The following is an 18,230-nucleotide window of genomic DNA, read 5'->3' as shown; positions in this document are numbered from 1 at the left end:
AGTTTAAAAAGAAACGTCAAGAACTTAATACTGATCAGAAATTTTGTTGGTGATAATTAGAAAGAAATAAAAACCAACTCTTTCATCTACTATGCCTAATTCTCAGCCCCAAAGGGACTGATTTATGCATAACCCAGTATGGCTCTGCCATGCTGGGATATTAAGATGATTTTGCAACCTCAAAACATCAACATGCCTTAGTTTTTAATCAACGTTTTGGGTGCAGATGGGAAATAATTTGTCAGTGACTATTTTTTACAGATTTTGCTGTTCCGTGTAATAAGAACATATAGCCTGCGATAATACGTAATAAACCTAATACATAAGGGCTGAATTTATTTAATCCGTTCATTGTTTACTTTCCCTTAATTTGTAAAAAAAATGATCTTGAAAAAATTGAGAGGGCATAATATATAAAACCTTATTGTGAAACAATCGGCAAATATGGAAAGAACTTTTTCTTTTTAGTTAACAATTAAAATTTTTTTGTTGCTCAAAAAAAACGCCGCCAATTCACGGCGGCGGAATAAGGTTACAGTTCTAGGTTGTTTCTTACAATCCTAATAATTTCTCCAAAGACGGCGCAAAATAATATGCCCCGGTAACCGGTTTTGTAAAACCTAAAAGACGGTCGGTTTTACCATCTCGTTCACCAAACATGCTCAGTAATTGCTGTTCGATGTTATGTAAGGTGGCACAATAAGCAATGAAGAACAAGCCATTTGTGCCGCTTGCTGTGCCATAAGGTAGGCTTTGGCGTAAGATTTTTAAGCCTTTGCCGTTTTCTTTCACATCGGTACGTCCAACGTGTGAAGTGTCCGGTACTTCTTCAAGTTCTACGCTGTCAGCTTTGGTGCGCCCAATGACATTTTCTTGTTTTTCAACGCTTAATTTTTCCCATTTTGGTAAATCATGTTCCCAACGCTGAGTAAAGACATAGCTACCGTCTGCGTCTTCGCCATTGGCAATTAAACCGACTTCCGCACGCGCTTGAGCTTTCGGGTTTTCTGTGCCGTCAATAAATCCGGTTAAATCACGATCTTCCACCCAACGGAAACCGTGAATTTCTTGTTGAATTTCCACCGCACTTTGGAAAGATTTCACCGCGGCTTGCGCCAAAGTAAAGTTTACATCAGGGCGATTGGATTGAATATGCACCAACAAATCATATTGGGTCGCCGGTGCGATTAAATTGCCCTTGCCCAATGTCACAAAAGGTTTTAACTCAGGCGCGCTGCCTGCTGTTGAAAGCTGTTTCCATACCTTGTCACCAAATGCCACTGTCGCGCCTAAATGCGCCTCAGGGGATTGAGTTTGCAGTGACTGTAATTGCGCGATGAAAGCGCGACTTGCCGTGGGCAATGCGCTAATATCTGATACATTTGCCTCTAAATAAATCCCTGCTTTGCAGCCTTCCAATAAAATACCACTTTGAGCTGTCATTACCGTCTCCTATTTTGTTAATTGATTCACCCATTCCGCAAAAGGTTGCGCATCCATAAACCCTGTGATTCGCGAACCTTGAATTTCTTCGCCACTTTTATTAAAGAAAATAATGGTCGGCAAACCTAATACCTTCAATTCTGCCATTAATGCCTTATTTTCCGGGCTATTTTTGGTCATATCCACTTGCAATAATAGCACATTTTCAAATGCGGCTTTTACCGATGGTTCATTAAAGGTATATTTTTCAAACTCTTTGCATGCCACACACCAATCCGCATATAAATCCAACATTGCAATAGATTTTGGGTTATCGGCTAAAGCTTGTTGTAATTCGCCATAGCTTGAAATACGAATAAATGGCGTATGGTTCGCTGAAACTTCCCTATTTTCCACCGCACTTTTTTCAACTAATTGGAATGAATTCCCATAATATTGAAGAGCAAAAAAGAGCGTAAAGGTTACAGCTAAACCCATCCAATATTTTTTCGATGCCACCCAACAACAAAAGGCTAAAAGCCAAAGTACCCAAAGTTGAGCAGAATAAGTTGGGAATACGCGTTCAAGTAAAACGACGGGTAAAATCAATAAAACAAAGCCAAATAACTCTTTGACAATAATCATCCACGCCCCGGATTTAGGCAGAATTTTATTGCCAAAAAGCGTAACTAACATTAATGGTAAGCCCATGCCTAATGCCAGTAAATATAAGGTCATCGCTCCCGTCAAAAAATCCCCTGATTGCGCCACATAAAGCAACGCCCCTGAAAGTGGTGCGGTTGTACAAGGTGATGCCACTAATCCTGCGATCATCCCCATCACAAAGACACCGCCCCATGCGCCCGATTTCTGATTCTGACTCCATTGATTCAATTTATTCTGTAACGCATTAGGTAACTTCAACTCAAAAGCCCCAAACATCGATGCAGCTAAGATAATAAATAAAACTGACAAGCTCATTAAGACTTCAGGACTTTGTAGCGCAATTTGGAATGGTAAGCCAAGGGAAACCACTAACAAACCTAACAACGTATAGGTTAACGCCATCCCTTGCACATACACCAAGCTTAAGCCAAAAGCTCGCGTGCTATTTGGACGTTCGCCCTGCCCAATCACAACCGCTGAAAGCAGTGGTAACATAGGTAATACGCAAGGCGTAAACGCTAATCCCAGCCCCAACAAAAAGAACCAAAAGACGGAATAAAGGGATTGGTTTAAGTCTTGTGCCAACTGCTCTTGGCGGCTAGACTGAAAAGAAAGCGCGGTGGCATTTTCTTGTGTTTTTTTGACCACACTTAAATCCACGATTTTTTCTTCCGGTGGATAACAAAAACCGGTGGTACAACCTTGATAAGTGACGGTAATTTTGTCATCTGCAATGGCATTTTCTAAGGTTGCATTGACATGAAGTTCATCACGAAAAATTTCTACATTTCCAAAGAATTCATCTTGGTGCATTTCCCCTTGCGGAAACTGCAACGCCCCTACACTCCCCTTTTCCGCAGTGACGCTAATTTCTTTTTTGTAAAGATAATATCCCTCAGCAATACGCCAATTTAACCGCAAGTCCTCCCCTTGCTGCATAGCAGAAAACTGAAAAGCCTCCTCTGCTTTTAAAAATTCAGGTGTTTTTTTATCAAACAACCCGGCTTGCGCGAAAAGTGCGGTGAAAATAAAAGAGAAAAATAAAAAAAGCTGTTTCATATTATTTTGCTTTATTTTGCTGTATTTTCTTTATGGCTTTGACGCAATTTTTCCGCCACCATGGCAATAGCTTGACCGGCCGGAATGCCTTGTGCCATTAACGCTTGAATTTGTTCCACTGCTTGCTGTTGCTGTTCGTGAGTTAAACCTAATAAAGCATTGTCCAACATAATTTGCCCTTTAATAAAACCTGTAAAAGCAGTAATATAGCAAAAATTATCATTCTACGATAGGAGCAAACATCATGCCTTTTAACTTAAAAAATCGTCATTTATTAAGTTTAGTCCATCACACACCACGTGAAATCCAATTTCTGTTAGATCTCGCCAAAGATTTGAAACAAGCCAAATATAGTGGAACCGAACAACCTCGTTTAAAAGGCAAAAATATTGCATTAATTTTTGAAAAAACCTCAACTCGTACACGCTGCTCTTTTGAAGTGGCTGCTTATGATCAAGGGGCAAATGTCACCTATCTCGATCCTGTTTCATCCCAAATTGGTCATAAGGAAAGCATTAAAGATACCGCACGCGTATTAGGCCGCTTATATGATGCTATCGAATATCGTGGTTTTAGCCAACAAGTGGTGAACGATTTAGCCAAATACTCCGGTGTGCCTGTTTTCAATGGATTAACCGATGAGTTTCATCCCACGCAAATGTTGGCAGATGTGTTAACCATGATGGAACACAGTCCAAAACCATTGAATGAAATCAGTTATGTTTACATTGGAGATGCTCGCAATAATATGGGGAATTCTCTGTTATTAATTGGAGCAAAATTAGGTATGGATGTGCGTATTTGTGCGCCAAAAGCCTTATTGCCTGAAGAAAGTCTTGTGACAATGTGTCAAGAATTTGCCAAAGAAACAGGCGCGCGTATTACCGTCACTGAAGATATTGACACTGCAGTAAAAGGGGTAGATTTTGTCCATACAGATATTTGGGTTTCAATGGGTGAACCGATTGAAGCTTGGGGTGAACGTATTGATTTACTCATGCCATATCAAGTGACACCGGAATTAATGCAACGCACAGGTAACCCAAATGTGAAATTTATGCATTGTTTGCCGGCTTTCCATAATTGTGAAACTACCGTTGGGCAAGAAATCGCGGCGAAATACCCGGCTCTTGCTAATGGCATTGAAGTCACTGAAGAGGTTTTTGAAAGCCCAATGAATATTGCTTTTGAACAAGCAGAAAACCGTATGCACACGATTAAAGCCGTGATGGTCGCATCTTTGGGATAGTGTTTAATATACAAACCGATAGACAAAAGCCTATACAAATGTATAGGCTTTTATTATAATGATACTGCTGTCATTTGACAGTTGGCGGATCTGCGAAAATCAGTCCGCCAGTCGCAAGCTGTCGGGCTGTCTTAGTAGATCCTTTCGTGTAATCATTACGTTAGGATAAAAATATGAAACAAAAAACTATAAAAATAGTTAAGTGGGTCATCATTATTCTGCTATGCCTGTTGCTTAAAGGAAGTACGACTGGCTAAGCAGTGAAACCACACAAGGAACGGTTCCCGCCGTTCCTTGTTTTTATTATGCCGAAATTCACTGGATATTTCAACTGCTTACCAGCCAAATTCCGTCATTAAGGTTTGCCATTGTTCATCCAAACCTGCGCAGATCTCAATGGGTTCTTGTGTTATCGGATGATGAAAGGTTAATGTTTCTGCATGTAACATTAGCCTTGTCACGCCTGTTTTCTCGCTTAATCCACGGTTTTGATGTAAATCACCATATTGGGTATCACCCAGAATAGGATGAAAAATATGTTTCATATGGCGGCGTAATTGATGTTTTCGCCCTGTTTGTGGCATTAGACGCACCAAAGAATAACGTGCCGTTTGATATTTTCCAATTGCCCAAGGCATTTCAACCGTTTGTAAACTTTGGTAATCAGTGACCGCACTTTGTGCCTCTTTATTCTCTTGCGCAAATTTATCTGCAATTTTATCCAGTTGAACTTTTAAGGGATAATCAATTTGTGCAGTACCTGTCAAATAACCGCGAACAACGGCTAAATAACTTTTTTTAACGGTTTTTCCTTCAAATTGAAGACAAAGTAAATGCGCTATTTCGCTATTTAAAGCAAATAACAACACGCCTGATGTCGGGCGATCTAAACGATGAATAGGAAAAACGTGCTGCCCAATTTGATCGCGCAATGTTTGCATCACAAATTGGGTTTCGTGACGCTCCAACCAACTGCGATGTACTAACATGCCAGCCGGTTTATTGACCGCTACAAGATATTCATCTTGATAAAGAATCTCTAACCTCATTGATTTTTCAGCAATTCCTCTAATTCAAGCAAGGGTTTGAGCAAATCTTGTAAACGCTCATGCTCTTTTAATGCTTCTTCAATGTAAGGCGAAATGGCAATTTGGCTTGGCAAGGGATGTTGGCTTTCACAAAGCGCATGCATACGTGGAATAAAAATCCATTGCAGCCATTCCGTCGCGCTCATTCGATCAATGGCAAAAGGTTCTGTGCTGGCGAAAGCTTCTTCACTTGGCGCTTCTATTTGCCATAAATCCAGTTCATTCATCACCGCTTGAAGTGCGGTCAAATGTTGGCGTGTTTTTTGTCGAATTGGCATAAATTCTCTCAATGGGGTAAGATGTTAAATGTTGACGTATTCTAACGAAATTAAGAAAGAAAATGTACCTTGTTGAAATATTTTTCCAAAATAAACACCCCGAGCCACTATTAGCGCAAATTCCTTTTATCAATCGCGTGATCGATCAGTGGCGATATAATGGGCAAATTATTGGGCGTGAAATTCCTGTTTTCGTGGCAGAACAAGAAGGTGAAATAGGATTGGGAACACGTGTTATTTGCCCGGAACAATCCAGCCTGTTGCTTGAAAATAACAATGTTGAAGTGAACCAGGCATTAGCGCAAGCGGAAGAGCGCGGTTTATTTTTAGACAGTTTTCAAATTGTGGGCGAAGATTTAAATTCAGATGTCACTTTTGAGCAAGAAAAACCCGAATGGCAAGTGCTTTATACCACACACTTGCAAGTCTGTTCACCGTTACACAGCGGCGATCGTTTAGCCCCCATTCCTTTGTATAAACAGCTCAAAAATCAACCGCACTTAAGTATGGATTTGATAAAATGGCAAGAAAATTGGCAGGCTTGCGATCAATTACAAATGAACGGAACGGTGCTAGAAAGTCAGGCATTAGCAGAAATTTCTGAGATTCAGAGTAACACTTTCAAACATGGTTATTACCTTGCCCAAGAAATTGAACAAGAAACACAAATTCCAACGTTCTATTATTTATACCGAGTAGGCGGCAAGGATTTAGACAGCGAGTTAGCGCGAAAATGTCCAAAATGCGGCGGCGACTGGCAATTAGCGCAACCACTTTTTGACCTTTTCTATTTTAAATGCGATGATTGCCGTTTAGTATCAAATCTCTCTTGGAACTTTTTATGAATTACGAAAGCCAACTAAAAGATCTCAAATTAGGACAAAAGACCGAATATAAAGCGGAATATGACCGCACATTGTTACAACCTGTACCACGTGCGTTAAACCGTAATGGATTAGGCATTACCGCACAACAGCCTTTCACTCAAGGTAGCGATATTTGGACCGCTTATGAAATTTCTTGGCTCAATCCTAAAGGGTTGCCGCAAGTGGCGATCGCCGATGTTGAAATTGATTTTCGCTCTGAAAATTTGATTGAGTCGAAAAGTTTTAAATTGTATTTAAATAGCTTTAACCAAACCAAATTTAGCACATTTGACGAAGTTCAACGCATTATGCAGCAAGATTTAAGCGAATGTGCCAAAGGGGATGTCAAAGTGCGGTTAAATCCGCTGGCGTTTTATAATGCGCAACCGATTGCTCAATTACAGGGCGAATGTATTGATGAGCAGGATATTGAAATTGACGATTATGGTTTTGATGCCGGCATTTTGGAAAATAGCGTAAATGAAAATACGGTGGAAGAAACGCTTGTTAGCCATCTGCTGAAATCAAACTGCTTAATTACCAGCCAACCCGATTGGGGATCGGTGCAAATTCATTATGTAGGCAAACAAATTGATCGGGAAAAATTGTTGCGTTATCTCGTGTCTTTCCGCCAGCATAATGAATTCCACGAACAATGTGTAGAACGGATTTTTTGCGATTTAATGACCTTTGCTAAGCCGGAAAAACTCAGCGTTTACGCACGCTACACGCGCCGCGGTGGTTTGGATATTAATCCTTTCCGCTCCAATTTTGAAACCGTGCCGCAAAACAATCGCCTTGCACGTCAGTAATGAAAACAATTTAAAAGGATTTTAAATATGAGCCATATTCACTACGTTAACCCAAAAGGCAGTATGGATTTGCTGTCCCATGCTGAAGTGGAACAATTAACCAAACAAGCACAATCGCCGCTTTATCAGCTCTACCGCAACTGCTCTCTCGCCGTATTAAACTCGGGCGCAGTCACAGACGATAGCCGTGCATTGTTGGGCAAATATGCTGATTTTGATATTCAGCTGCTTGCCCGTGAACGTGGTGTGGCGTTGGAATTACACAATCCACCCGAAACGGCGTTTGTGGATGATGTGATGATTCGTAATATTCAATATCATCTTTTTGCGGTGTTACGGGATATTTTATTTGTAAACGCAATGATGCAACGTTTTGGCTTAAACGAAGCACAAACGGGCGAAACCATCACAAATCAGGTTTTTAGTATTTTGCGCAACGCGAAAGCCCTGATCGTAGGCGAAGAACCGAATTTGGTGGTGTGTTGGGGCGGACATTCTATCAGCCAAACAGAATATCAATATTGCCGCGCGGTCGGTTTAGAGCTTGGGCATCGTGAGCTTAATATTATTACAGGTTGTGGGACGGGCGTGATGGAAGCACCAATGAAAGGGGCGGCAATCGGACATGCTAATCAACGCTTCAAAAATGGGCGTTTTATTGGTATTACTGAGCCATCGATTATTGCCTCCGAGCCGCCTAACCCGATTGTCAATGAATTGATTATTATGCCCGATATTGAAAAACGCCTTGAAGCCTTTGTGCGCATGGGACATGGTATTATTATTTTCCCAGGCGGCCCGGGCACCTTTGAAGAATTTATGTTTATTTTGGGCATTAAACTGAACCCTGAAAATCAAACCCAACATTTGCCGTTAATTCTCACGGGTCCCAAAGAATGTGCCGATTATTTTGCTGCGATTGACCGTTTTGTGGGAGAAACGTTGGGCGAGGAAGCGCAGAAATTATATGAAATCATCATTGATGATCCTGCCGCGGTGGCGCGCCATATGCGTAACGCCATGATTGATGTGAAAAAACAACGTTATGATAATGCGGACAGCTATGGATTTAACTGGTCATTAAAAATCGATCCTGAATTCCAACATCCGTTTATTCCAACCCATGACAATATGGCAAATTTAAACCTGCACTTAAACCAAAGTGCTGTGGATTTAGCGGCAAATTTACGCCGTGCCTTTTCGGGTATTGTTGCGGGAAATATTAAGTCGGAAACCCAAGATAACATTGAAAAATACGGAAAATTTCAATTACGCGGCGATGAAAATCTGATGAAAAAAATGGATATTTTATTGCAAAGTTTTGTTGAACAACATCGTATGAAATTGCCAACAGGCGATGCCTATGTGCCTTGCTATGAAATTTCGTAATCTCTAATTTGCTGTCACTTTAAAGGAAAGCTTATGAAAAAAATTGAACAACTTTTTGCCAACAACCACAGTTGGGCAATCCGAATGCGCGAAGAAAATGACGATTATTTTCGCGAGCTTGCTGAACGTCAAACACCGGATTTTCTTTGGATCGGTTGTTCGGACAGCCGTGTTCCTGCGGAAAAATTAACCAATCTAGGGCCGGGGGAATTATTTGTTCACCGAAATATCGCCAACCAAGTGATCCATACGGATTTAAACTGTTTATCCGTGGTGCAATATGCGGTGGATGTGCTAAATATTGAGCATATTATTATTTGCGGTCATACCAATTGTGGGGGGATCAAAGCAGCGATCACAAAGCAAGATGTGGGGCTGGCGAATAACTGGTTGCTACATATTCGCGATATTTGGTTTAAACACAGTAGTTTAATCGGCAAATTATCCCCTGAAAAACGCGCGGATATGCTCACCAAGCTCAATGTTGCCGAACAGGTGTATAACTTAGGTCGCTCTTCCATTGTGCAAGACGCTTGGGCGCGTGGCGCAAAATTATCATTACATGGCTGGGTTTATGATGTCAGTGATGGTTATTTAATTGACCAAGGTGTATTGGCCACAAGTCGAGAAAGCCTTGAAATATCTTATCGTAACGCTATCGCACGTTTACAAACCTTGGAAGAAGAGGATATTTTCAAAAAAGAAGAGCCTGAAAATAGCTAAAAATAAAACCGCACTTAAGAAAATCAATTTAAGTGCGGTTTTATCTATGTATAAATTAACGCTATGTGCCTTGTCTCAATTCTCATTTCAAATTAAAAAATAGAAACAGCCAAAACAATAATCAGTGCTAATGATAATAATGTCATCATCATTGAGTAACCAAAATCGCTCATTTTTTTCCTCATTAATTTTTATTGCTAAACGATTGCATTCTAGCAGTTATCTGTCATTTTTCCATATTCATTTTGGGTTATTGTGGATATAATAGGGCAAATTTTTAAAGGAGAATGCTATGGCTACGATTAAAGATGTTGCAAAATTAGCAGGTGTATCAACCACAACTGTATCACATGTTATTAATGAAACTCGTCATGTGGCAGAAGAAACCAAACAGATTGTATTAAAGGCCATTGAAGAATTACGCTATTCACCCAGTGCGGTAGCGCGTAGTTTAAAAGTCAATACCACAAAATCGATTGGAATGATTGTCACGACCAGTGAAGCCCCTTACTTTGCTGAAATTATTCATGCTGTTGAAGATCAATGTTATCGTCAAGGCTATTCCCTCTTTTTATGTAATACCCAAAATAACCCTGAAAAAATCAAAAATCATATGGATATGCTAGCTAAAAAGCGTGTGGATGGTATTTTGGTGATGTGTTCTGAGTACAAAGCGGATAGTTTAGATTTGCTTAAAGGGTTTAATGCCATCCCGATGGTCGTTATGGACTGGGGGCCATTAAATCCTAATACAGATCGTATTTTAGACAATAGCTTTGAGGGAGGCTATTTAGCCGGAAAATATTTAGTGGATAACGGCCACACTGAAATTGGTTATTTAAGTGCTGAATTAAGCAAAACGACCGCAAGAAAACGTTATGAAGGCTTTTTAAAAGCGTTACATGAAGCTGGGCTACAAATGAACCCTGATTGGTTATTGGAAGGTTCCTTTGAACCTGAAGATGGCTATGAATGTATGAACCGCTTGCTCTCGCAACCGAAATGTCCCACTGCCGTATTTTGTTGTAATGACATTATGGCGTTTGGTGCCATTTCAGCCATTACCGAAAAAGGGTTACGTGTTCCTGATGATATTTCGATTATCGGTTATGACAATGTGCATATTTCGCGTTTCTGCGCACCGCCTTTAACCACTATTCACCAGTCTAAAGCGCGTTTAGGTGAGCAAGCGTTAAAACTCTTATTTGACCGTATTAACAATAAATCAGATGAACGCTGTACCATTGAAATTCATCCTGAATTAGTGATTCGTCAATCGGTAAAAAAAATTAACTAATAAAAAAACCTATTAGACTGCTGACAAAGCTCATCTTTGGGGAACCACCTAGCACGGGCCGTGCTAGGTTCGTTAAACCCAGCCCCGCTGGGGCTGAATAGAAGAGCCGCAGAGCGGCTCAGATTATGTAACCCTATACGGCTCGTATAGGGTTTGTCAACGGTCTGACCTATCGATAATTCGATAGGTTTTTATCTTCTATTTCACCATACGTTCCAATAATCTCACGGCTAAATAAGCGAGATTAAAACGCTGTTCATCGGCAACAGACCAAAATTCCAATCCATTTTCCACCGCACTTAATTGGCTTAAATGCAATTTAACGATATCTTCACTACTCTCTTGCTCACCATTTAATACCGGTGTTATCAAATTTTCTTCCACCTGAATCAACGAATTTTCTTCCCATCGTTGTCGCAATGCTTCTTCATCTAATTCATAAGCAGAAAGTGCGGTCACTTTTTGCGCCATTCCGTAAAAAACAGGTACTTGAATAGAATGAAAGACCACATTGGTTGCAGGGAAGATCTTTTGCCATTGTTGGCTTAAATTCACCGCACTTTGTGGGAAAACATCAAACGCCAAACGCTGTTCATTTTCCTCTAAAGGAATACCATTTAATAAGCGTGCCGTTTGCCCGGCTAATTTCGATACCGTTTCACCATCCGTATAAGAAGCCGGTAACATTGATGTCACGACAATCTGATCTAATTGCGTTTGCTCAACAAGTGGTGACAAACTTAGTGCTAATTGGCTCACTTGTGGATCCGGTATTGCCACAATATTACGTTGTTGAATAGCCTCAATAGCCTCATCATTTACCGTGGGTACAACAACAGGCACACCGGCGATATTCGCAGTCACCCCTTTCATATCAATCACAATACAACCGGCTTCCGCTGCATTGGCAATTTGCGCCGCTTGAGAGGTGTTGCCGGCAAAAAGTAAATAATCAAAATCTGACCAATCTACCTCTTCGGTGGTCAATTGCGCCACGGCTTTATTATTAAAACGTACCCCTTGTTCTTCGTTAAAAGGAATTATTTCAACGATCGCTAATTTATGGATATTTAAATCACTTTGAGCCAGATGTTCACTCAGTTTCTCACAAAGTTCAAATTCTGCAGCAATGGCAATATTTAATGTCGTCATTTTTATTATCTCACTTATAAATAGTGGGCTATTTTACTGATATTTCAGCTGATGTTCTAGCAGAAAAGTACGCCCATTATGGCTCTGAGTACACATCATCTTCCGGGTATTCTTCTATCATCACAGGGATGATAAGTTGTTTTTCACCACGCAAAATCAGCAAAGGTACGGTGGTATTCGGTCTGGTATTACTAATCAAATCCATTAATTGAGAAGGAGAACCTATATTCTGATCCGCATACTTTAAGATGATATCATTGTCTTTTAACCCTGCTTTTTGCGCAGGTCCATTAGGTTTAACCGCATCAATCATAATCCCTTCGCCATAATCGCGCTCTTGACCATTGCTGTACAAAATATTCGTACTCACCCCCAAATAACCACGAATCACGCGCCCATCTCTTAGAATACGGTGCATAACGTCATTGACTATACTAATTGGAATCGCAAAGCCAAGCCCTTCCGCCGATTCCACATTATTTTTCCCAATTGTTAGCGTATTGATCCCAATTAATTCCCCCAGAGAATTAATTAATGCCCCTCCGGAGTTGCCTCTATTAATCGACGCATCCGTTTGAATAAAATTTTGGCGGCCAACTGTTTCACCAATGGCATTTCGCCCCGTACCGCTAATAATCCCTTGTGACACGCTTTGTCCTAAGTTATAAGGGTTTCCAATAGCTAAAGCAATGTCCCCAACATGAACAAGACGCTTAGGATTTTGCAAAATTGTAGGTAAATCTTCGCCGTGAATACGTAAAACAGCCAGATCCGTTAAACTGTCCACGCCGACTAATGTGGCTTCAAAAGCCCGACCATCTTGAAGCAAAATGATCACCTGATCCGCCATTTGAATAACATGTTTATTGGTCACAACCAATCCATCTTTAGACATAATCACGCCCGAACCAAGTTCGCTTGTCACCACATCACCGGCATCTAAATTATTTTCACTAATAAAAGATTGATTATAAACATTCACTACCGCCGGGGCCGCTAGACGTACCGCCTGTTTAAAAGACATCACTTCATTCGTTAACGGCAATAAGGAATTTCCCATAAAACGTGGGGAAACAAACAAAATTAGCGCGGCACAAACCAGCCCGATTAAAGCCGCTTGTAATAATTTCTTAATCATTCTCTTCCCTTGTATAAACGGTTTTTAAATCATTGCCAATTTGAACCGCACTTTGTAAATACCATTTTGGCGCCTCTTTTAACTCTGTTAAATTGGGTAAGCGACACAATCCACGTGCGTTATCGCCTAATAGTTTTGGTGCAATATAGACAATTAATTCATCCACTAAATTTTCTTCGATTAATGCCCCGGCTAACGTAGCGCCGGCTTCAACCCAAATCGTATTAATTTGACGCTGTCCTAAAATGCTCATCACATTAAAAAGCGTTGTCGGTTCTTCAGTGATCTCCACAATAATTTCTTCACAAAAATCAGGGAAATCCGTTAAATCACGCGGTCTATCGCTTACTAACCAAACAGGCGATGTTGTTTCAAATAATTTATGATGAGATTTTACACGATGCTGGAAATCTAAAATCACACGCACGGGTTGACGTACATTTTCAGCCGGATACCCCCCTTTAATCTCATCAGGAAGTTCAGCCCAACGAACATTTAAGCTAGGATTATCCATTTCCACGGTCACCCCGGTCGACAGGATCGCTGAAGCTTGTGCACGCCCGATTTGCACATCTGCACGCGCTTGCGCCCCCGTAATCCATTGACTTTCCCCATTTGCCATTGCCGTCCGACCATCTAAACTCATCGCCAATTTCAATTGTACAAAAGGCAAACCTGTGCGCATACGTTTTAAAAAGCCTTTATTCAACCATTCTACTTTTTCTGACAACAACCCAACTGCCGTATCAATCCCGGCTTCCTTGAGCATTTTCAATCCACGTCCTGCGACGGCCGGATTAGGATCTTCCATCGCCGCAATCACTTTAGCCACCCCGGAATTGATTAATCCTAAGGCACAAGGCGGTGTGCGTCCATAATGGGAACAAGGTTCAAGGGTGACATAAGCGGTGGCACCTTGAGCATTTTTCCCGGCTTCGCGTAATGCTACCACTTCTGCATGCGGTTCCCCGGCTTTATAGTGAAAACCTTTCCCCACAATATTTCCCTGCTTCACTAATACACAGCCGACTGATGGGTTAGGTGTGGTGGTAAAACGACCTTGTTTAGCTAAATCAATAGCCAGTTGCATAAATTGCTCATCTTGTAGGGTAAATTGGCTCATAGTTAATCCTTTAATTTCTCAATTTCTTTGCTGAACTCATTGATATCGTCGAAACTTAGATAGACAGATGCAAAACGAATATAGGCAACTTTATCCAGTTTTTTCAGCTCATCCATCACTAAATTGCCCACAAGTTTACTTGGCACTTCTCGTTCTCCTGTGGCTTGTAAATAATGAATGATATGACCAATGGATTTCTCGAGATCATCTTCACTCACCGGACGCTTGCCTACAGCATGTTGCATACTACGGCGTAATTTGTCTTCGTTGAAAGGCTCTCGAGAACCATCGGTTTTTATAATTTTAGGTACAACAAGTTCTGCAGTTTCAAAAGTTGTAAAGCGTTCATGACAATTTGTACATTCACGGCGGCGGCGAACTTGATACCCCTCCGAAACTAAACGGCTATCAATGACTTTCGTTTCTTCTGTCGAACAAAATGGACAACGCATAAATTTTCCTTAACATCTTTGCAAAGAGTTTGGTTTAGTCTATCAAAATTTATCTTATAATTCGATACAATCATATGACTTATGGAAATAACTTAATAAATTGTGTAAAGAATATTTTTTAACTTTTTTGTTTTTAATTTTGCATTTAGCAATAAAATACCTTACTATTTATATCAACTTTAAACATAGACTGACACATAAGGATTTTATTATGTCATTTGCAAATCAAAAAATTGGCGAACTCGCCGTTGCCATTCCTGGGGCTACTAAACTTTTCCGCGAATATAAATTAGATTTTTGTTGTGGCGGTTCTGCAGAATTGGCATTAGTTGCAGAAAGAAAGGGTATCAATATTCAGGAGTTAGAAACTCGTTTAGCAGAATTACAACAAGTTAATGCCAAAGAAGGAACTGACTGGACACAAGCAAGTTATGTAGATTTCACCACTTATTTAGTCAGCCGTTTCCATGAAGGACATCGTGCCCAATTACCCGAATTAATTGAATTAGTCGAAAAAGTAGAACGCGTGCATGGCGATCGCGAAGACGCGCCTATTGGTTTAATGGCAGCTTTGCAAGAAATTTATGACGAGCTTCGCCAACATATGATGAAAGAAGAACAAATCCTCTTTCCAATGATTTGTGCGGGAAATTATGCCATGGCTTGCATGCCAATTCGTGTTATGGAAATGGAACATGAAGGAATGGGTGAACAACTTGAAGTATTAACATCCTTAACTAACAATTTTACCCCACCGGCTGATGCTTGCTCATCTTGGTTGGCACTTTATGCGGGTGTAGCAAAATTTGCAGAAGATTTAATGGAGCATACGCATTTGGAAAATAATATTTTATTCCCACGCGTACGCGCAGATGCCTAAACAAATAGCAATGCCAATAGCTATTTTCTCAATATTAGGAAAATGCAACAAAGATTCTTTAATACTAGGGTCTGTTTATCTTTCAATAAAAGGCTGCGGCGGAGCTTTTTATTGAAAGATAAACAGACCCTAATATTGTATAAGATGTTTTCATAGGTTGCCATACTTTATAAAAAAAACTCCACCCGCTTGGGTGGAGTTTTCATTTCTATCAGGTTAACTCTTAAAGAGAGATTACCATTGGTAACCTACACCGACCGAGCCACCGAAGTCACCACTGGTGTTGGTGTTACCTTGAAGTTTCAAGATAACTTTACCATTATCACTAGATCGTGAGTAACCTACTGCAAGAGCAGATTGACCTTTGTACGTACCGGCTGAAGCGGCAACCATTGATTTACCCGGTGTGTAAACTTGCGGTAAACCTGCTGCGGCATTCGCACCGGCGATACCTGCACGGTGTTCTTTATTTGAACGGTTAATCTTGTTATTTAAGTTAGAAGCCACACTATATAACTGGCTACCGTTAATCGCATCCGTTGATGTTGCAGAGATTTCACCCGCTGCGACATTTTGGATACGACGCTCCTTACCCGCTGCCCCCACAGAAACCACGCCATGAGCTTTCGCACCCGCAAAGCCACCGTAAGTCATGTTACCCACTTTCGCAGATGAAACAGTACCTGTTGAGCCTGCTGTCGTTGTTGTACCTTCTGAACCATCTTGTTTACGGTTTTTGAGGGTACCTGTTTTGCTACCATCGCCTGCAGTTGCGGTTGTTTTGTTACCTAAGTAAACAGAGTTTTCAACGGTATCACCCATTGCAACCGGCTTACCATTCTCGTTACCTCTATTGTTTACATCATTACCCAATACAAAAGTATTGCTTGAGTTAATCACGTTATCGTTACCGATCGCATAGCTGCCAGATACTGCAACGTTATCTGATGTCTTACCCATGATGATGTTAGGGTCACCGAATGCACCAGATTTTGATGCTTCAACTTGGTTACCTGTACCGATAGCAATTGAGTTTTCACCTGTTGCTGTTGCACCTTTACCCATTGCGACAGCATTTGTTCCAGTCGCTTGCGCCTGAACACCCACTGCAGTTGCATAAGCACCTGATGCGCTTGAGTCAACAGTATTGTCTTTTTCTCTTTCTGGACGTGCTGTGCCATCATTTGTATGGAAGAACTTGATACCTTGTTCATTCATATTATAGATAGCTGTAGCCGCAGAGTTAGAAACATACTCGGTGTTACCGTATACGTTATAAGTCTTCATCAAGACTTCTTTAACTGTTTCTGTAACTTTGTTGCCCTGCGCATCCAATTTCGGAGTACCGTCATCATTCACCACATTACGCTCAACTGGAGCAACAACTACATTACTTACATTAGTCGTTGAACCATCTGGGTTTTTAATAGTATGGTTAGCTGTCGGTTTAAGACCACCAGTGAACGCATAGATTTGTGCACCAGTCACTACATCTGTACTATTAGGAGTAATATCACCTGCTGCTACACCAGTAATCTTACCTGTACCTGTACCATCTGCATTTTTCGCAAAGTTCAGGCTAGGGCCTGCAGCATCACTCACTAACGTGATCGCCTTATTACCATTAGCATCCTTAACAGTTAAACCATTAGCATCGTAAGTTGCGATATTGCCATCTTTGTCAGTCACAACTGTGCCTGCATTGGTGATGGTGGTTTTGCCATTTGCTTTATCACCTAGGGTGATTTCATCAAATGATACTTTGTCAGCGGTTGCATAGGTATAGCTTACTGCACCAGTAGTTGCATTCACTGTTTGAATAACTTGAATGTTCTTACCAGCTTCAAAGTTCACTACATCGCCTGCGCTGATCAGGGTATCCTTCGCACCGCCAGTTGCTGTAGTTGAGTTGGTCTTCCAACCTGCACCGTTGATCATATCAGCGATGTTTTTCGCACCAACGAAGCCTGCATCATTTGCCTCAACAGCTACTTTACCTGCATTAGTTGCAAGCGTTGCATCTCCTGCTGCCGCTTTCATTTCAGCAAGTTTTAGTTTACCTGCTTCAGATAGCGCCACTTCAACTACATAAGCACCTGTGGTTGCGTTAGTTTTACCACTAACATTTACGCCACCAGTACCAACAAAGTTCACTTGGTCAGCATTGTTTACTGCTTCGTTGTAGTTGTTGTTTGGTGTGGTTAATACCCAACCCAAGTTCTTCGCATCTGCTACCGTTAACGCAGTATTTGACGCTGCTGCATCTAGATTTGCGATACCCGCTTTGGCAGCTGGAACAACTACAGCATCAGCTTTTGGCTGACCGTCGATCAAGTCTGCTTTGTTGTAGTAAACATCACCTACTTTCACCAAGTCGCCATTGTCACCATAAGTGGTGGCTGCGTTTGCAATATTGCCAAGCTTCACAGGAGCAGCCGTTGAACCATCTGGATTCACGACAGAAGCAATTGGGCTTGCTACTGCGGTTGCACCAGCAACAGTTGTACCATCTGAATTCACTTGGTTTGCTAGGTAGTATTTACCGTCGTTCGCTTTTTCTAAGCGTTTGCCATCTGCATCAGTATAAACCACAGGACCTGCTTCGCCGTTACGCAATGCGTTGATCTTGTCATTTA

17 protein-coding genes and 1 pseudogene are annotated in these 18,230 nt (G+C 41.1%); 7 read left to right on the top strand and 11 right to left on the bottom strand.

Annotation, left to right across the window (positions count from 1 at the left end):
* Positions 1 to 262: 262 nt before the first annotated feature.
* From Q0O89_RS08380 to Q0O89_RS08365, 4 genes and pseudogenes are all read right to left on the bottom strand, one after another.
* Positions 263 to 352: pseudogene (locus Q0O89_RS08380) on the bottom strand (DoxX family protein); the annotation flags it as partial.
* 200 nt (positions 353 to 552) lie between these two features.
* Positions 553 to 1,443 (bottom strand): Dyp-type peroxidase, encoded by an 891-nt coding sequence (locus tag Q0O89_RS08375; RefSeq protein ID WP_293731257.1) that lies wholly within the window; start codon positions 1,441 to 1,443, stop codon positions 553 to 555.
* Between the two features lie 9 nt (positions 1,444 to 1,452).
* Positions 1,453 to 3,147, bottom strand: coding sequence for a protein-disulfide reductase DsbD (locus tag Q0O89_RS08370; RefSeq protein WP_293731256.1), 1,695 nt, complete (start codon positions 3,145 to 3,147; stop codon positions 1,453 to 1,455).
* Between the two features lie 11 nt (positions 3,148 to 3,158).
* Entirely contained in the window at positions 3,159 to 3,317 is a 159-nt protein-coding gene (locus Q0O89_RS08365) for a YoaH family protein (RefSeq protein WP_293731255.1), read from the bottom strand.
* Positions 3,318 to 3,391: 74 nt separating this feature from the next.
* Here Q0O89_RS08365 and Q0O89_RS08360 point away from each other — a divergent pair, with 74 nt between their 5' ends.
* On the top strand, positions 3,392 to 4,396 hold the full coding sequence (locus tag Q0O89_RS08360) for an ornithine carbamoyltransferase (RefSeq protein ID WP_293731253.1): 1,005 nt from the start codon (positions 3,392 to 3,394) through the stop codon (positions 4,394 to 4,396).
* Positions 4,397 to 4,731: 335 nt separating this feature from the next.
* Here Q0O89_RS08360 and truC read toward each other — a convergent pair whose 3' ends face one another.
* Positions 4,732 to 5,445 (bottom strand): tRNA pseudouridine(65) synthase TruC, encoded by a 714-nt coding sequence (truC, locus tag Q0O89_RS08355; RefSeq protein WP_293731252.1) that lies wholly within the window; start codon positions 5,443 to 5,445, stop codon positions 4,732 to 4,734.
* Positions 5,442 to 5,756, bottom strand: a complete 315-nt coding sequence (locus tag Q0O89_RS08350) for a YqcC family protein (RefSeq protein ID WP_293731258.1) — start codon at positions 5,754 to 5,756, stop codon at positions 5,442 to 5,444. Before Q0O89_RS08350 ends, truC begins: the two co-directional genes overlap by 4 nt.
* Before the next feature lie 68 nt (positions 5,757 to 5,824).
* Here Q0O89_RS08350 and Q0O89_RS08345 point away from each other — a divergent pair, with 68 nt between their 5' ends.
* From Q0O89_RS08345 to purR, 5 genes are all read left to right on the top strand, one after another.
* Complete coding sequence (locus Q0O89_RS08345; RefSeq protein ID WP_293731250.1) at positions 5,825 to 6,607, top strand: Zn-ribbon-containing protein; 783 nt, start codon at positions 5,825 to 5,827, stop codon at positions 6,605 to 6,607.
* Complete coding sequence (gene queF, locus Q0O89_RS08340) at positions 6,604 to 7,440, top strand: NADPH-dependent 7-cyano-7-deazaguanine reductase QueF (RefSeq protein WP_293731248.1); 837 nt, start codon at positions 6,604 to 6,606, stop codon at positions 7,438 to 7,440. The genes Q0O89_RS08345 and queF overlap by 4 nt, the downstream gene beginning before the upstream one ends.
* Positions 7,441 to 7,467: 27 nt before the next feature.
* Positions 7,468 to 8,829: a nucleotide 5'-monophosphate nucleosidase PpnN gene (gene ppnN / locus Q0O89_RS08335; protein WP_293731247.1), complete on the top strand. Its 1,362-nt coding sequence runs from the start codon at positions 7,468 to 7,470 to the stop codon at positions 8,827 to 8,829.
* A 33-nt stretch (positions 8,830 to 8,862) separates the two neighbouring features.
* Complete coding sequence (gene can, locus Q0O89_RS08330; protein WP_293731245.1) at positions 8,863 to 9,552, top strand: carbonate dehydratase; 690 nt, start codon at positions 8,863 to 8,865, stop codon at positions 9,550 to 9,552.
* A 292-nt stretch (positions 9,553 to 9,844) separates the two neighbouring features.
* Positions 9,845 to 10,849, top strand: a complete 1,005-nt coding sequence (gene purR, locus Q0O89_RS08325) for an HTH-type transcriptional repressor PurR (RefSeq protein WP_293731244.1) — start codon at positions 9,845 to 9,847, stop codon at positions 10,847 to 10,849.
* Between the two features lie 198 nt (positions 10,850 to 11,047).
* Here purR and Q0O89_RS08320 read toward each other — a convergent pair whose 3' ends face one another.
* The 4 genes from Q0O89_RS08320 to nrdR all read right to left on the bottom strand — a co-directional run bounded on the left by Q0O89_RS08320 (position 11,048) and on the right by nrdR (position 14,714).
* Positions 11,048 to 12,001: an oxidoreductase gene (locus Q0O89_RS08320; RefSeq protein WP_293731242.1), complete on the bottom strand. Its 954-nt coding sequence runs from the start codon at positions 11,999 to 12,001 to the stop codon at positions 11,048 to 11,050.
* 76 nt (positions 12,002 to 12,077) lie between these two features.
* Positions 12,078 to 13,139, bottom strand: a complete 1,062-nt coding sequence (degS, locus tag Q0O89_RS08315) for an outer membrane-stress sensor serine endopeptidase DegS (RefSeq protein WP_273315464.1) — start codon at positions 13,137 to 13,139, stop codon at positions 12,078 to 12,080.
* Entirely contained in the window at positions 13,132 to 14,262 is a 1,131-nt protein-coding gene (gene ribD, locus Q0O89_RS08310; RefSeq protein WP_293731240.1) for a bifunctional diaminohydroxyphosphoribosylaminopyrimidine deaminase/5-amino-6-(5-phosphoribosylamino)uracil reductase RibD, read from the bottom strand. The genes degS and ribD overlap by 8 nt, the downstream gene beginning before the upstream one ends.
* 2 nt (positions 14,263 to 14,264) lie before the next feature.
* Positions 14,265 to 14,714 (bottom strand): transcriptional regulator NrdR, encoded by a 450-nt coding sequence (gene nrdR / locus Q0O89_RS08305; RefSeq protein ID WP_273315458.1) that lies wholly within the window; start codon positions 14,712 to 14,714, stop codon positions 14,265 to 14,267.
* Between the two features lie 211 nt (positions 14,715 to 14,925).
* Here nrdR and ytfE point away from each other — a divergent pair, with 211 nt between their 5' ends.
* Positions 14,926 to 15,594 (top strand): iron-sulfur cluster repair protein YtfE, encoded by a 669-nt coding sequence (gene ytfE, locus Q0O89_RS08300; RefSeq protein WP_293731238.1) that lies wholly within the window; start codon positions 14,926 to 14,928, stop codon positions 15,592 to 15,594.
* Between the two features lie 234 nt (positions 15,595 to 15,828).
* Here ytfE and Q0O89_RS08295 read toward each other — a convergent pair.
* The coding region (locus tag Q0O89_RS08295) for a YadA-like family protein (RefSeq protein WP_293731236.1) at positions 15,829 to 18,230 on the bottom strand (2,402 nt) is incomplete at its 5' end.

Source organism: uncultured Actinobacillus sp. (assembly GCF_945915845.1).
Taxonomy (GTDB): Bacteria; Pseudomonadota; Gammaproteobacteria; order Enterobacterales; family Pasteurellaceae; genus Exercitatus.
The sequence above is the reverse complement of the archived record's forward strand: the minus strand, read 5'-3'. Positions and strand labels throughout refer to the sequence as shown.